The sequence below is a fragment of the Pseudomonas sp. FW305-70 genome (genome assembly GCF_058783925.1).
The window spans coordinates 228670-242322 of the sequence record NZ_JBYSYZ010000002.1 but is presented as its reverse complement, the minus strand read 5'-3'; the positions used below and the strand labels follow the sequence as shown (position 1 = coordinate 242322).

The 13653-nt window shown below is 61.3% G+C and carries 13 protein-coding genes; 3 read left to right on the top strand and 10 right to left on the bottom strand.

Annotated elements, in window-relative coordinates; genetic code table 11:
* Window positions 1-8 precede the first annotated feature (8 nt).
* From AC3WN7_RS02570 to AC3WN7_RS02545, 6 genes are read right to left on the bottom strand one after another with little or no spacing between them, the layout of a single operon-like run.
* Window positions 9-1688 (bottom strand): acyl-CoA synthetase family protein, encoded by a 1680-nt coding sequence (locus tag AC3WN7_RS02570; RefSeq protein ID WP_102673198.1) that lies wholly within the window; start codon window positions 1686-1688, stop codon window positions 9-11.
* Window positions 1685-2230, bottom strand: coding sequence for a COG4648 family protein (locus AC3WN7_RS02565; protein ID WP_102673197.1), 546 nt, complete (start codon window positions 2228-2230; stop codon window positions 1685-1687). Before AC3WN7_RS02565 ends, AC3WN7_RS02570 begins: the two co-directional genes overlap by 4 nt.
* The gene (locus AC3WN7_RS02560; RefSeq protein WP_007972204.1) at window positions 2227-2481 is read right to left on the bottom strand and encodes an acyl carrier protein; all 255 of its coding nucleotides are present in this window, start codon (window positions 2479-2481) and stop codon (window positions 2227-2229) included. Before AC3WN7_RS02560 ends, AC3WN7_RS02565 begins: the two co-directional genes overlap by 4 nt.
* 9 nt (window positions 2482-2490) lie before the next feature.
* Window positions 2491-2766, bottom strand: coding sequence for a phosphopantetheine-binding protein (locus AC3WN7_RS02555; protein WP_095964643.1), 276 nt, complete (start codon window positions 2764-2766; stop codon window positions 2491-2493).
* Complete coding sequence (locus tag AC3WN7_RS02550; RefSeq protein WP_095964644.1) at window positions 2744-3556, bottom strand: lysophospholipid acyltransferase family protein; 813 nt, start codon at window positions 3554-3556, stop codon at window positions 2744-2746. Before AC3WN7_RS02550 ends, AC3WN7_RS02555 begins: the two co-directional genes overlap by 23 nt.
* Window positions 3532-4257: a beta-ketoacyl synthase chain length factor gene (locus AC3WN7_RS02545; RefSeq protein ID WP_102673196.1), complete on the bottom strand. Its 726-nt coding sequence runs from the start codon at window positions 4255-4257 to the stop codon at window positions 3532-3534. Before AC3WN7_RS02545 ends, AC3WN7_RS02550 begins: the two co-directional genes overlap by 25 nt.
* A 355-nt stretch (window positions 4258-4612) precedes the next feature.
* Between AC3WN7_RS02545 and AC3WN7_RS02540 the strand changes: the two genes are divergently transcribed.
* Window positions 4613-5383, top strand: coding sequence for a ParA family protein (locus AC3WN7_RS02540; RefSeq protein WP_007972195.1), 771 nt, complete (start codon window positions 4613-4615; stop codon window positions 5381-5383).
* Window positions 5384-5512: 129 nt separating this feature from the next.
* Here AC3WN7_RS02540 and trxC read toward each other — a convergent pair whose 3' ends face one another.
* The 4 genes from trxC to AC3WN7_RS02520 all read right to left on the bottom strand — a co-directional run bounded on the left by trxC (window position 5513) and on the right by AC3WN7_RS02520 (window position 12677).
* Window positions 5513-5947 (bottom strand): thioredoxin TrxC, encoded by a 435-nt coding sequence (gene trxC / locus AC3WN7_RS02535; protein ID WP_102673195.1) that lies wholly within the window; start codon window positions 5945-5947, stop codon window positions 5513-5515.
* A 72-nt stretch (window positions 5948-6019) separates the two neighbouring features.
* Window positions 6020-7483: a protein adenylyltransferase SelO gene (gene selO / locus AC3WN7_RS02530; protein ID WP_095964647.1), complete on the bottom strand. Its 1464-nt coding sequence runs from the start codon at window positions 7481-7483 to the stop codon at window positions 6020-6022.
* Window positions 7484-7531: 48 nt separating this feature from the next.
* Window positions 7532-10900 carry a mechanosensitive channel MscK gene (gene mscK, locus AC3WN7_RS02525; RefSeq protein ID WP_095964648.1) on the bottom strand — a complete coding sequence of 1123 codons (3369 nt, stop codon included), beginning with the start codon at window positions 10898-10900 and terminating at the stop codon, window positions 7532-7534.
* A 34-nt stretch (window positions 10901-10934) separates the two neighbouring features.
* Entirely contained in the window at window positions 10935-12677 is a 1743-nt protein-coding gene (locus AC3WN7_RS02520; protein ID WP_102673194.1) for a potassium/proton antiporter, read from the bottom strand.
* A gap of 390 nt (window positions 12678-13067) precedes the next feature.
* Here AC3WN7_RS02520 and AC3WN7_RS02515 point away from each other — a divergent pair, with 390 nt between their 5' ends.
* Entirely contained in the window at window positions 13068-13298 is a 231-nt protein-coding gene (locus tag AC3WN7_RS02515; protein ID WP_007971835.1) for a hypothetical protein, read from the top strand.
* A complete protein-coding gene (locus AC3WN7_RS02510; RefSeq protein WP_007981180.1) occupies window positions 13295-13597 on the top strand; it encodes a cell division protein ZapA in 303 nt (100 codons plus the stop codon). Before AC3WN7_RS02515 ends, AC3WN7_RS02510 begins: the two co-directional genes overlap by 4 nt.
* Window positions 13598-13653: the final 56 nt, after the last annotated feature.

The following is a 13653-nucleotide window of genomic DNA, read 5'->3' as shown; positions in this document are numbered from 1 at the left end:
CTCCAAACTTACACATGCGCCACCTCCAGCAAGATCCGCCCGCTGGAGCAGGTGGCAGTTTCGTTGCGGTAGGCGAAATAGAGTTTGCCGCGGGCCGGGTCGAAGCGCAGGTGCAGCTGGATTTCATCGCCCGGGCGCACCAGTTGCTGGAACTTCAAGACTTCCATGCCGGCGAATTTTTCCGGCAGGTTCATCAGTTGCCGGCCCAGGCTCAGCGCCCAGTCCACCTGCACCACGCCAGGCAATACCGGCGCCTTGGGGAAATGACCGCTGAAATAGGCCAGGTCCGGTGGCACGGCCAGTTGCAGGCTCCACTCGCCATCGCTTTCGACTTGCTCCAGCACCTCCGGGGCTTTGGGGCGCGGCGCCAGCAGCAGGGCGTCGACGTCGGCCTGGGGCAGCTTGCCCTGAGCGTTCAACGGCAGTTGTCGCAGCAGGCGCCAGCGCCTTGGCAGGGCCAGGGTTTCGCAGTGTTGGCTCAGGTGTTGGCGCAAGTGCTCGGTGAGGTTGCGTCGGCCCAGATTACGCAGAGCATGCAAACCGGCTTCGCTCGGGACCACCAACGCCCCCAGGGACGCGCGGTTTTCCCGAACCACGCCGAGCCGCGCCTCGCTGACCCAGTCATGGGCCATCAGCGCCTGTTCCAGCATCGGCAGCGAGATGCGTTTTTCTTCCAGTTTGACGATCCGGTCCAGGCGCCCGAGCAATTCGAAGCGACCATCGACGGCGATGCGTGCTGAGTCGGCAGTCTGTTCGACATGACCGTCAGGCAAGTAGGGCGAAGCGATCAGCAGCGCGCCCACACTGTCTTGAGTCAGTGTGACATCGGCAAAGGGTTGCCAGAGTTCAGCGCCCTGACGCCAGGCGATGCCGCCGGTTTCCGAGCTGCCGAAAATTTCCGTTGGCCATTGCCCGAGACGTTCATGCAGGCTCTGTGCGGCCTCGACCGGCAATGCGCCGCCGGAGGAAAACACCCGGCGAACGCAGCTCAAGGCTGGCCAGTCGAGGTTGTCGCCCATGCGCTTGAGCAGCGCCGGGCTGGCCACCCAGGCGAAAGCCGGGTGCTCGCGGCTTGCACGTTGCAGGTCTTCCGGGAACGCCAGTTGCTTGCGTACGAACGGACGCCCGGCGCACAACGGCCACAGTACCCGAAACAACAAACCGTAGATGTGCTGGGTGGCGACGCTGCCAATGATGCACGCCGGGCCCAGGCCAGGACCCCACAGCTGTTCCAGGGCTTCGACTTCATTGGCCAGTTGGCGCAGGTTTTTTTCGATGCGCTTGGGCTCGCCACTGGAACCGGACGTGCACAGGCTGAGTCGGCAGTTATCCAGGTCCAGCGCGGCGGCGCTGAGCGGTGGCTGTTGGAGGTCGCCAAGGTGCGTGTCGCCGGGCTGATCGGTCAGCCATAGATCGACGTCATTCGACCAGCGTTGGCGGGTCTGCGGCTGCAGGTCGGACGGCAGCAGCACACTGACCCCGGCACGCCAGGCGCCGAGCAGGGCAATCGCCAGGTCGGCGGCATCCTCAAGGTGCACGGCCATCTGCCGGACACCCCGGGCTTGCAGGCCGGCGGCCAGGCTCAGCGCCAGTTCGCACAGTCGGGCGTGATCCAGTGCCGGACCGGTCGTGATGGCGCGGTCCGGCTGAGCCTTGAGCAGCAAGTGCTCAAGTTTTATCCAATTCATGGGTGGCCTCGTACCCTAAGTCGTATCAGCCATTCAATGGCAAACATCAGGCCTATCAATCCGTAGGAGATCAGGCCGGTGTACAGCGTCCACCAGCTCAGCGGCGCCCAGAGGGTCAGGGCGGCGGCACACACACCGTTGCATAGAAAAAAGACGCTCCAGGCGACGGTCACCTGACGGGTATAGCGAATGCCCTCGGCCGGCAATTGCGGCTCGCGCACCCGGGCCAGGCGTTCGACGATCGGTGGGCCGAATGTCAGGCTCGAGCCGAACAGCACCAACATGAAGGCGCTGATCAACACCGGATACCAGCGCAACAGCGCCGGGCTGTCGAACAGTGCCAGCAACAGGCAGAACACCATGGCCACCGTCGCCATCCACAGGCTGCCGGGCCGACGTTTGCCGGTCAGCGCCCGGGCCAGCCACAGTCCGCCCAGCAGCAGGCCGAACTGCCAAGGGGCGAAGTGCTCCATGCCGAAATACACCGCAAAGGGATACAAAAGGCCTGCCAGCAGCAGGCCGAGGCCGATCAGTCGACTCATGCGGCCGGTTGAACCAGACGGTAGACCGCCTCGACCACGTCACTGACGGTACGCACCGATTTGAATTCTTCGGCGGCGATTTTCTTGCCCGTCTGGCGTTTGATGTGATCGATCAGGTCGACCGCGTCGATGCTGTCGATTTCCAGGTCCTGATACAGGTTGGATTCCAGGCTCACACGCCCGGGGTCCAGTTCGAATAGCTCGACCAGGGCATCGCGCAGGGTGTTGAAGATGTCGTCACGAGTTTGCATGGTCCGGTCTCAAGCTGCCTGTTTTGCAGTGACGAACGCCGCAAGGCTCGCCACGTTACTGAAGTGGTTACGGGTGTCTTTGGCATCGGCATCGATTTTGATGCCGTACTTTTTCTGGATGGCCAGGCCCAGTTCCAGGGCGTCCACCGAGTCCAGGCCCAGGCCTTCGCCGAACAGCGTCTGCTCGTTGCCGATGTCTTCGGCGCTGATGTCCTCGAGGCCCAGGGCGTCGATGATCAGCTCTTTGATTTCCAGCACCAGGCTATGGGTGTTCCGATCGCTCATCTTCGGCGAGCTCCTTGATAAAGTAAGAATGTAGATAATCGTTGAGCTTGCGCGAGGCTTGCGGAGCCGGCCCCAGCGAGGCGAAGGCCTGTGGGTCTATATCGGCCCCGACCCGGAAACTGAAGTGCACGCGGCGCTTGGGGATGCGGTACCAGGGCTCGGCCTTGGTCAATGTGGTCGGGTTGACCTTGATAATGACCGGGGTGAGGATTTTCGCACCCCGCAGGGCGATTGCCGCGCCGCCCCGATGAAAGGCCGGTGGCTGGCCGGGTTGGGTGCGCGTACCTTCGGGGAAAATGATCAGGGTCTGGCCGTCTTTCAGCGCGTCGGCCGCCGCGTCGAGCATGTCCATGCTGCCGTCGTTGCTGATGTATTCGGTGCAGCGCAGCGGTCCGCGGGTGAACGGGTTTTCCCAGAGACTTTGCTTGACCACGCAGTTGGCGTGACGCACCAGGCCGATCAGAAACACCACGTCGATCAGCGAGGGGTGATTGGCAAGGATCATTTGCCCGGGACGACCGAGCTTTTCCGCGCCTTCAATGTCGTAGGTCAGCACCCCGGTACGGGCCATGAAGCGCACAAAAATCCAGAAACAGCGGCTGACCGTTTGCCGGGCCCGCAGCCGATGGGTCCGGGCGTCGCCGGGCAGGCAGTTCAGCACAGGGAAAATCACCAGGCGCAGGCACAGGCCGCCCAACCCGAACAGGGCAAAGCTCGCGGCGGTGGCCAGCAAGCGCCAGTAATAGGCGTCGCGGTTTTTCTCGGTCACGGGTTGCGTTGCCAGGTCCATACACGATTTTTCCAGGCATGTTGGCAGGTGGTTTGCTGGCCGAGCAGCATACGCAACAGATTCAGCGCGTGAGGCCAGCGGGATTTGGACAACGCATCCGAGGGGCTGTTCAGGGACAACTGCCAGTCGGTACCGGGTGTGATCAGCAGGCCGACGGCATAAGGGAACGGCACGTCGTCGATCCAGGTCGAGTAAGCCTCGGGCGGGCGCTCTTCGGTGACCACCAGCAGTACCGCGCCAGCGCCTTCGGCCAGCAGCGCGGCAGCTTCGAGCATGCCGTGCTCCAGGCCGTCGCCTGCGGCGGCCAGGGCCGTCATTTCGCTGGTTTCACCGCGCATGATCGACCACAAACCAATAATCGCGTTATGTACAGACAAGCTGAACCGGGTCGGCGACAGCGGCTGGTCGGCGGCCAGATCACTCAGAATGTCGACAGTGCGCGGCGTTTCGCCGTGACGGGAAACAAAGACCAATGGCAGATCCTGCCGGCCTTCGGCCAATGGCCAGCCGACACTGAATGCCATCCGTGCCAGGCGGCTGAGCCTGCGGCGCTGCATGGCCGGCAGAAAGGAAACGTCGGGAGCGGCATCGCTGTCCGGCAGCACGACGGGTTGCCGGCTCCAGGCCTGCCAATCGTTCACGCTTTCAAGCCCCGGGGCCCAGGCGCGCCATTGGGCGATGTTGAAGTTGATCACAGACATTCATCCCGCCCTCACAGGCTTACTTGACGCGGGGAGTGGCCGAGAGCCGAGACTCACCCTGCGCGGCGTTTGCCGCCGAGTGGCGCGCATTATCCCGGTGCCGGGAACCTGTAGCAAATGCTGGTTACATTTTGCTCAACAAGATGCAGCGACTGGCTCGCAAAAACTGAGCGATTGGTAATTATTCACACAATCACTGCTCCGTCTGTCGGTTCCTGCATCAAACCATCGGGCCGTTCACGGCTTTTCATGCAAGAGAAGGCAACTGACTGTGCAGTCCCTGTGCCGACAAGGTAGCGAAGCAACGCCGTGCACCACTACACTCGGTCATTCTTTGATACACGGGGGTTTTGACATGCGGCGCGTGGTGTTCAATCAGAAGGGTGGTGTTGGCAAGTCCAGCATTGCCTGCAATCTGGCGGCGGTCAGTGCCAGCGAGGGTTTTCGCACCTTATTGGTGGATCTCGATGCCCAGGCCAACTCCACCCAGTACCTGACGGGGCTCACGGGTAGCGACATCCCGATGGGCATCGCCGATTTCTTCAAGCAGACGCTGTCTTCCGGGCCGTTCTCCAAAAAGAATCAGGTCGACATCTACGAAACTCCCTTCGATAACCTCCACGTCATTACCGCCACCGCCGAACTGGCGGACTTGCAGCCAAAACTTGAAGCCAAGCACAAGATCAACAAGCTGCGTAAGTTGCTTGAGGAGCTGAGCGAAGATTACGACCGGATTTACCTCGATACCCCGCCAGCGCTGAATTTCTATGCGGTTTCTGCATTGATTGCCGCCGATCGTGTATTGATTCCCTTCGATTGCGACAGTTTTTCACGCCAGGCACTCTACGGGCTGATGGCGGAAATCGAAGAGTTGAAGGACGACCATAACGAAGGCCTGGAAGTCGAAGGCATCGTCGTCAACCAGTTCCAGGCCCGCGCCAGCCTGCCCCAGCAAATCCTCGACGAACTGATCGCCGAAGGCCTGCCGGTGCTGCCGGTGTACCTCGCCAGCTCGGTACGCATGCGCGAATCCCACCAGGCCAACACGCCGCTGATCCATCTTGACCCACGGCACAAGCTGACCCAGCAGTTTGTCGAATTGCACAGCCTGCTGGAAAACGCCTGACCAAGGCTGATAACACAAAACCCCTGTGGGAGCGGGCTTGCTCGCGAAAGCGTCGTGTCAGTCAACATAGAAGTTGAAGGTAACGGCCTCTTCGCGAGCAAGCCCGCTCCCACAGGGTTGCGTGGTGTTTCAGATGCCCTGGCTACGCAGCCAGGCGATCAACTGCGGTAACGGGAAAGCCCCGCTCTGCCGGGCGACTTCCCGGCCGTTCTTGAACAGGATCAGGCTCGGGATCGAGCGAATCCCCAACTGCGCCGACAACTGCTGGTTCGCCTCGCTGTCCAGCTTGGCCAACCGGCACTTGCCCTCCAGTTGCCCGGCCGCCTGCTCGAACACCGGTGCAAACGACTTGCACGGCCCGCACCAGTCCGCCCACACGTCCACCAGCAGCGGCAGATCGCCTTTGATCTGGTTGGCGTAATCGCCTTGTTTCAATTCAAACGGCTTGTTCAGCAGGACTTCGGCCTTGCAGCGTCCACATTTCGGGTGGTCGTTGAGACGCTCGGCGGGGATGCGGTTGAGGCCGTTGCAGTGGGGGCAGGGAATGAGGAGTGGGTCGGTCATGACAAGTCGTCCAGTCGAAAGCGAATGATCCTTATCTGGAGACAGGTCTCCAGATTTTCAATTGTGTGCGCCTCACGACGAACAACTGATCTCCAGATGCTTGCCCCATTCCGGTGGCCTCTCGGCGTAGCTTTCCATCCCCGGTTGTTCCTCGAACGGATTGCTCAGCACTGCGTGCAGTCGTCGAACTTCTGAATAGTCGCCGCTCTCTGCCGCATCGATGGCCTTTTGTGCCAGGTAATTGCGCAGGATGTACAGGGGGTTGACCGCGTGCATCCGCTGGCGGCGCAGCTCCTGATCAAGTGCGCCTTCACGGGCGACCCGGGCGACATAGAGTTCGCCCCAGGCATCAAAGCCCTTGAGGTCGACGAAGTCGTCGCGCAAGCGGGTGATGGCCTGTTCCGGTGCTTCATCACCCAAACGGCGGAAAAACAGGCTGTAGTCGACGCCGCTGTTTTGCATCAGTTGCAGCAGGTTCTCCAGCAGTTTCTGGTCGTCATCCTCCGCCCTGGTCAGGCCGAGACGGCGGCGCATCAGGTCCAGGTAATGGGCCTGGAACAGCGGCAGGTAGAGGCCCAGGGTTTCGCGCAGGGCTTCGACGCTGATGAATGGCGTCAGGGCCTGAGCCAAGGCGCTGAGGTTCCACTGGCCCACCGGCACCTGGTTGCTGAAGGAGTAACGGCCCTGGTCGTCGGAGTGGTTGCAGATGAAGTTGGCGTCGAAGTCGTCGAGGAAGGCGAAAGGGCCGAAATCAAAGGTGATGCCCAGGATCGACATGTTGTCGGTGTTCATCACCCCGTGGCAGAAGCCATAGGCCTGCCATTTGGCGATCAGTTCGGCATTGCGCTCCACTATTTCGCGGAACATCGCCAGGTAGGGTTCCGGTTGTTCCAGGCACTCTGGGAAGTGCATGGCCAGCACGTGATCACCCAGCACTTTCTGCTGCTCGGGGCGTTTGGTGTAGTAGAAGTATTCGAAGTGGCCGAAGCGCACATGGCTTGGCGCCAGGCGCAGGACCATGGCCGCGCGCTCCTGCTTTTCGCGCCACACCGGGGTGTCGGAACCGATCACGCACAGGGCACGTGTGGTTGGGATGTTCAGGGCATTCAGGGCTTCGGAAGCGAGGAATTCGCGGATCGATGAACGCAGTACCGCCCGGCCATCGCCCATGCGTGAAAACGGCGTCTGGCCGGCGCCCTTGAGGTGCAGGTCCCAATGTTCGCCGGCCTCGTTGTACACCTCGCCGAGCAACAGGCCGCGACCGTCGCCCAGTTGCGGGTTGTAGGAACCGAACTGATGCCCGGAATAGACCATCGCCCTCGGAATCGCATCGGCCCAGAGCTTGTGGCCGCTGAACAGTTCGGCGAACTCCGGGGTTTCGGCCTCGGCCGGGTCGAGGTCCAGCAGGGCCATGGCGGCGGGGCTGGCCACGACCAGGCGCGGATTGTCGATGGGCTCTGGCAGCACATGGGCGGAAAACGCGTCGCCCAGGCGGTCGAAGCGATTATCGAAGGTGAGTTCGTCGAGGGCTTTCAAGGGCCGGCTCCAGCAGAATGTCCGAGCATTCTGCTGGGGAAAGGCCGGTTAGTCGAGTTTGGCGGCGGGCGGTTCTTGCGCCGGCCTGCCGTCGACGATCGGCACGATGGTTTTCGCTTCCGGCTCGATGGGCACCATCTTGTATTCCTGGCCGTGCAGGTTCTTGAGGTAGACCTCCATCTGCCGGAACGAGATGTTGATGTGCTGCTTCTTGAACTCGCGGTTGATGAAGCGGTTGACCTCGTCGAGCACCGGGTTGCGGTCGCCGAGGTCGCGCACGTGCATGCGCAACTCGTGGTCGAGGGTGCTTTCGCCGAAATTCAGGAAGTACACATGCGGCTCCGGGTCTTTCAGGACGCGCGGGTTATCCCGTGCTGCCTTGAGCAGCAACTCTTTCACCAGGTCCAGGTCCGAGCCGTAGTCGACGCCGAGCTTGAGGGTCACCCGGGTGATGGTGTCGGTCAGCGACCAGTTGATCAGTTGCCCGGTGATGAACGTCTTGTTCGGGACGATGATGTCCTTGCGGTCGAAGTCGGTGATGGTCGTGGCACGGATGCGGATCTTGCTCACCGTACCCGACAGGTTGCCGATGGTGATGGTGTCACCGATCCGCACCGGACGTTCGAACAGGATCATGATGCCGGAAATGAAGTTGGCGAAGATTTCCTGCATGCCGAAACCGAGGCCGACCGACAGCGCCGCCACCAGCCATTGCAACTTGTCCCAGCTCACGCCCAGGGTCGACAGGGTCGAGACGAAACCGACGCCGGCGATCACGTACGAGAGCAACGTGGTGGTCGCGTAGGCGCTGCCCTGGGCCAGGTTGAGCTTGGACAGCACGAAGACTTCCAGCAGGCCGGGCAAGTTGCGCGCCAGGGCGAAGGTGATGCCGATGATGATCAGCGCACCGAGCATGTCGCCGATGCTGATCGGCACCATGCTCATGTTGGCGCCGGTACCGCTGGTGTATTCGTAGAGGGTGATGTTGTCCAGGTACGAGAACACGGTGATCAGGTCGGCCCAGACCCAATACAGCGCCGCCATGAAACCGCCGAGCAGTGCCAGGCGGATCAGGCGCAGAGACTGTTCGTTGACCTTCTCGATGTCCATGGTCGGCTCTTCGATCACCGTTTCGCCATCGCCGGCCTCTTTGGCGGCCAGGCGCTTGGTCAGGGCGCGCTGGTAGGCCAGCCGCCGGGCCGCCACGCTGAGGCCGCGCACGAAGGTGGCTTCGATCACCAGCCAGAACATCAGCAGGTACAGGGTATTGATCAAGCGGTCGCTGAGCTTCAGCGCGGTGTAGTAGTAGCCGAAGCACACCGCCACGAACAGCGCGACAGGCAGGGCGGTGAACAGGATCCCCACCAGTTTGCGGAACAGCGAGGCGTTCTCGTGGGTCGGGCTGCTGATGAGCAGGCGGCTGAGCAGCAAGGTCATCAAGGCGTAGCAGGTGAGCACCACCGGCATGCCGAGCACGTCATCGGCCAGCGCCGCCGGTTGCAGTTCGGCAACGGCCACTACGGTCACCAGTGCCATCACCACGATGCCGAGGCGGCGGATCCATCTGCGCAGGAATTCCACCTGGGGCTTTTCCCAGCGGAAATGCAGTTCTGCCACGCCACCCGGCGCGAGGATCCGGTAGGCGGTGTAGAACACCAGCCAGGCCCCGGCCATTTGCAGCAGCGCCGCGCCCATATTGGCGTTCTGCCCGCGGGCGTCGATTTGCAGGGCCAGCCCGCACAGGGCGAGGCCCAGGGAAACCGGCATCGCCAGCAGGATGTTGATCAGAATCGCCTGCGGGGTGTGCCACTGGCTATCGCGTTTGAAGTGACCGATGTCCTGGTGAACCTTGTTCAGCCGTGCGTACAGACTCTTGCGTCGCCACAGCAGCGCACCGATCAGTAGCGCCAATGGCAGGAACAGCAGAGGGCGTTGGGTCAAGCCGTCGGCCAGTTCGCTCAGGCTTGACAGTACCGGGAGTGAATCGAGTTGACGCTGGAGGCGATCTGGCACGCTGTGAATCCACTCCAGGTCCAGCGGCTTGTTGCTGGGAATCCAGAACATCTGCTCATCGAGCGTCGCCCGCAGGCTTTGTGCGGTGCTGAGCAGCTGTTTCTGGTTCAGTTGCAGGGTGATGGATTCATTGAGCACTGCGCTCAGTTCGCGATTGAGCCGCTCGAGCAGGTCGGCGCGGGTGGTGGCCAGTTCCATCAGGCTTTTGCGCAACTGCGGCGTGACTTGCTCGGGGGGCTGGGTCGACAGCAGGTTTTCAACGTAGGTGGTCGGATTGCTCAGCAGTTCCCGTTGCTGGCTGACTTCGAACTGATACAGGCGAATGTCAGCGATCTGGTCGGCCAGGTTGCGGTCGAGCCGCAGGCGCGGCAACGCCTGTTTCTGTTTGTAGAGAATCTTCGAGAGCAGCAGACTGCCTTTGAGTACGTTGATTTGCTCGTCCAGCGCCGAATCGCTCTGGGTCAGGCTGTCCAGTTGTTGCTTGGTCTGCAGGTTCTGCTGGGTGACTTCGTTGAGGCGGTCGGTGCTTTTGAGCAGATAGTCCGAGAGCTTCAGGTTGGCCGCGCTTTCGGTGGCCAACAGGCTGCTGCCGCCGGCCTTCTGCGCTTCGATGGATTGTTGGGTGACCGTTTCCTGGGACAACGCCAGACGCTTCTGGTTGATCAGGGTTTGCAGTTCCTGGATTTCCTTGTCCAGGCGGTCGGATCGCTCCGACAACAGGTCATGCTGGCTGTTGCCGAGGTCTTGCAATTGGGTATTGCCGGCCAGTTCCTGGCGGCGTAGCGGGATCAGGGCGTTCAGTGCCGCCAGTTCGGCATTGAGCTGGTCGCGCTGCTCGGCGCTCAGGGTCTTGCCGGCGTCCTTGCCGTTCTTGAGGGTATTGTTGATCTGCTGGATGCGCGTCTGACTGGCGGATATCTCCGCCTGGGCACGCTCGGGGCGGGTCTGGGCAGTGATGATCAGGCTGTTGGCATCGCCCAGGGCTTTTTGCAGGTCGCTTTGCTGGGTGGAGCGCTCAGTGAGCATTTGCTCCAGCTGCTGGATCGACTCTTTGGCGAAGCGCTGCGCCACCGGCACCACGGCGCTGGCCTTGAGGCGGGTCAGTTCGCGCTGGTTCTCGATCGTCTGCTTGGGGGCAGAACTCAACGTTTGCTTGAGATCGGTCAGCTTCTGCTCGTAATCACGCTTGTTGTTGAGCTGGTTGAGCGTGCCTTGCAGGACGGATTGCAAAGCCTTCTGATCGGCTTCCGGCAGTTTGCGGTCGGCAATCTTGTCCAGGCTCGCTTGCACAGCTTCGCTGGAGGGCGGTTCGGCCGCTTGTGCCGCTTGTGAAAAACCAAGGGGGCCGACAGAGAGACTCAAACCCAGAAGGGCAATGGCGAAAAAGGAGCGCAGGTTAGGCATAAAGACCGGTCAAGCAAGTGAGAGTGGAAGCAGTTTAGAGGAAGAGTCCGGGGCCCGGGCGACTTCCTTCGGGGAATCTGACGCCCACTTTGCCGATCTTGTTCCCGTCCATGACCGCCACGGTCCAGATGGTGTTGTTCCATTCCACCTGGTCACCCACTACCGGCGCGCCGCCGACTTTCTGGGCAATGAAGCGGCCCAGGGACATGTCCGGATCGATGCCTTCGACCTTCAGCCCATACAGGGCCGCAACCGCGGCCAGCTGGGCGTCTCCTTCGAGTACGAAGTCGCCGAAGAAGCGCAGATCGAGGCCCCGTTGGGGGGCCTGGCTGAAGAGTTTTCCGAGGGCCGGCAGGTTGTGTTCATGGCCGATAACACACAGCAAATCATCGACTTCCAGCACCGTACTACCCGACGGATGGAGCAATTGTTGACCACGAAACAGGGCTGCGATACGGGTGCCTTCGGGCATTTTCAGCTCACGCAGGGGTGAACCGATGCACCATTTTTCCGCGCCGAGGCGATAAATGAACAGCTCCCACTCGCTGGTAACGTGCACTTCCAGGGCCGAGCGCGAGATGGGGGCAGGCTCCGGAGGCACCGTCACCTTGAGCAGCTTGGCGACCCACGGCAGGCTCGTGCCCTGAACCAGCAGCGACACCAACACGATAAAGAAGGCGAGGTTGAAGTACAGCTGGGCGTTGGGCAGGCCGGCCATCAGCGGGAACACCGCGAGAATGATCGGGACCGCGCCGCGCAGGCCGACCCAGGAAATGAACACTTTCTCACGACCATGGAATGCCTTGAACGGCAGCAGGCCGACCACCACCGACAGTGGCCGGGCAAACAGAATCATCCACAGCGCCAGTGCCAGTGCCGGCAAGGCGATTGGCAGCAGGTCGTGAGGTGTCACCAACAGCCCCAGCACCAGGAACATGCCGATCTGCGCCAGCCAGGCCATGCCGTCGAGCATGTGCAAAATACCGTGGCGGCTGCGCACCGGACGGTTGCCGATCACCAGGCCGCACAGGTACACGGCAAGGAAGCCGCTGCCGTGCAGGGCGTTGGTCAGGGCAAACACCGCTAGGCCGCCGGCGATGACCAGGATCGGATAAAGACCGGTGGCCAGGTTGATGCGGTTGACCAGTTGCAGCATGAGCCAGCCACCGCCCAGGCCAATGACGCCACCGATGCCGAACTCGCGGATCAGGTGGGTCAGCAGGCTCCAGTGCAGGCCGGTCTGGCCGCTGGCGAGCATGTCGATCAGGGTGACGGTGAGGAACACCGCCATCGGGTCGTTGCTGCCGGATTCGATTTCAAGGCTGGCGGTTACCCGTTCGTTCAGGCCTTTGCCACCCAACAGCGAGAACACCGCCGCGGCGTCGGTGGAGCCGACAATAGCCCCGATCAGCAGGCCCTGGATCAGATTCAGGTCGAACAGCCAGGCGGCCGCCATGCCGGTCAGCCCGGTGGTAATCAGCACTCCGATCGTGGCCAAAGAGAGCGCCGGCCATAACGCCACGCGGAAACTCGAGACCCGGGTACGCAAGCCGCCGTCGAGCAGGATCACCGCCAGTGCGAGGTTGCCGACCAGATAAGCCGTGGGGTAGTTGTCGAAGATAATGCCGCCGCCATCGACGCCGGCCGCCATGCCGACGGCCAGGATGATCACCAGAATCGGGATGCCGAGGCGGGACGAAAGGGAGCTCACCAGAATGCTCGCACCTACCAGCAACGCGCCGATCAAGAACAGGCTGTTGATGGTCGTCGCATTCAAAGGCAGTACTCCAGAAAGCTGAAAGGCGGGCACAAACTGACCATGCAGTCTGCGTGCCAGCGATTCTAACCTGTTGAAATGTGATGCTGTCAAAAAGCTTTTGAAACGCAGAACCCTGTAGGAGCGAGCTTGCTCGCGATGGGCGTCAACGATAACGCGTACTGCCTGACTCAACGCGTCGCCATTGAAATCATCGCGAGCGAGCTCGCTCCTACACAAGTTGGGGGCGGGCGACGAAGTGCAGGAACCAGATTGGCTTATCACAGTCTTTAAAACTCGCGAGGAAGGTCGCCCGTCAGCAAAATCAAGGCTTTGCGCCTGTATAACCCTGGCATCCACGGTGACTTTTCTTTATCGTACGCGCCCTTTGAAAAAGCCCGGAATATCAAAATGTTGGAAGCATCCCTAAGCCAATTGGAACAACTGGTCAGCGACCTGGTGCAACAGAACCAGACGTTGCTCGGCACCAACCAGACCCTGACTGCAGAACTGGCCCAGGCCAAGGATGAAAACGAAAGCCTGCAACTGAGCCTGATGGAGCAGGAAGAGAAACAAGGCGCCACGGCGGCTCGCATCCAGGCCCTGGTTGAGCGCGTCAGCGCAGGCCCTGTCAGCGCATGAGTTACAACGCCGCAGGGGTAAAAGTCGTCTCGATCCTGGGGGAGGACTATTCGATCAAGGCACCGGCCGGGGAAGAACAAACCCTGCTGGACGCCGCGATGATGTTGAAAGCAGCCCTGGCCGAAACCAAGAGGAAGTACCCGACGCTGATCGGTGACCGACTGCTGGTGCTGGCGGCGATGAATCTGTGCTCCCAGCAGATTGAAATGCAGAAACAGCACAAGCTCGAACTCGACCGTTACCAAGAGCAAGTCAGCGCCACGGTTGAAGTGATCTCCAAGACGATCAATCAGGCCTGATCGGCTTTGCGCACAACCAAAGAATAGATTGTCGATTGGTTTGTATACAATCGGCA

Coding starts and splice junctions, on each gene's coding strand:
- trxC (WP_102673195.1), bottom strand. CDS start 5,947: ATGACCGACCCACTCCTCATTCCCTGCCCCCACTGCAACGGCCTCAAC.
- AC3WN7_RS02570 (WP_102673198.1), bottom strand. CDS start 1,688: ATGAATTGGATAAAACTTGAGCACTTGCTGCTCAAGGCTCAGCCGGAC.
- AC3WN7_RS02550 (WP_095964644.1), bottom strand. CDS start 3,556: ATGGACCTGGCAACGCAACCCGTGACCGAGAAAAACCGCGACGCCTAT.
- AC3WN7_RS02545 (WP_102673196.1), bottom strand. CDS start 4,257: ATGTCTGTGATCAACTTCAACATCGCCCAATGGCGCGCCTGGGCCCCG.
- AC3WN7_RS02515 (WP_007971835.1), top strand. CDS start 13,068: ATGTTGGAAGCATCCCTAAGCCAATTGGAACAACTGGTCAGCGACCTG.
- mscK (WP_095964648.1), bottom strand. CDS start 10,900: ATGCCTAACCTGCGCTCCTTTTTCGCCATTGCCCTTCTGGGTTTGAGT.
- AC3WN7_RS02540 (WP_007972195.1), top strand. CDS start 4,613: ATGCGGCGCGTGGTGTTCAATCAGAAGGGTGGTGTTGGCAAGTCCAGC.
- AC3WN7_RS02555 (WP_095964643.1), bottom strand. CDS start 2,766: ATGAGCGATCGGAACACCCATAGCCTGGTGCTGGAAATCAAAGAGCTG.
- AC3WN7_RS02560 (WP_007972204.1), bottom strand. CDS start 2,481: ATGCAAACTCGTGACGACATCTTCAACACCCTGCGCGATGCCCTGGTC.
- AC3WN7_RS02565 (WP_102673197.1), bottom strand. CDS start 2,230: ATGAGTCGACTGATCGGCCTCGGCCTGCTGCTGGCAGGCCTTTTGTAT.
- AC3WN7_RS02510 (WP_007981180.1), top strand. CDS start 13,295: ATGAGTTACAACGCCGCAGGGGTAAAAGTCGTCTCGATCCTGGGGGAG.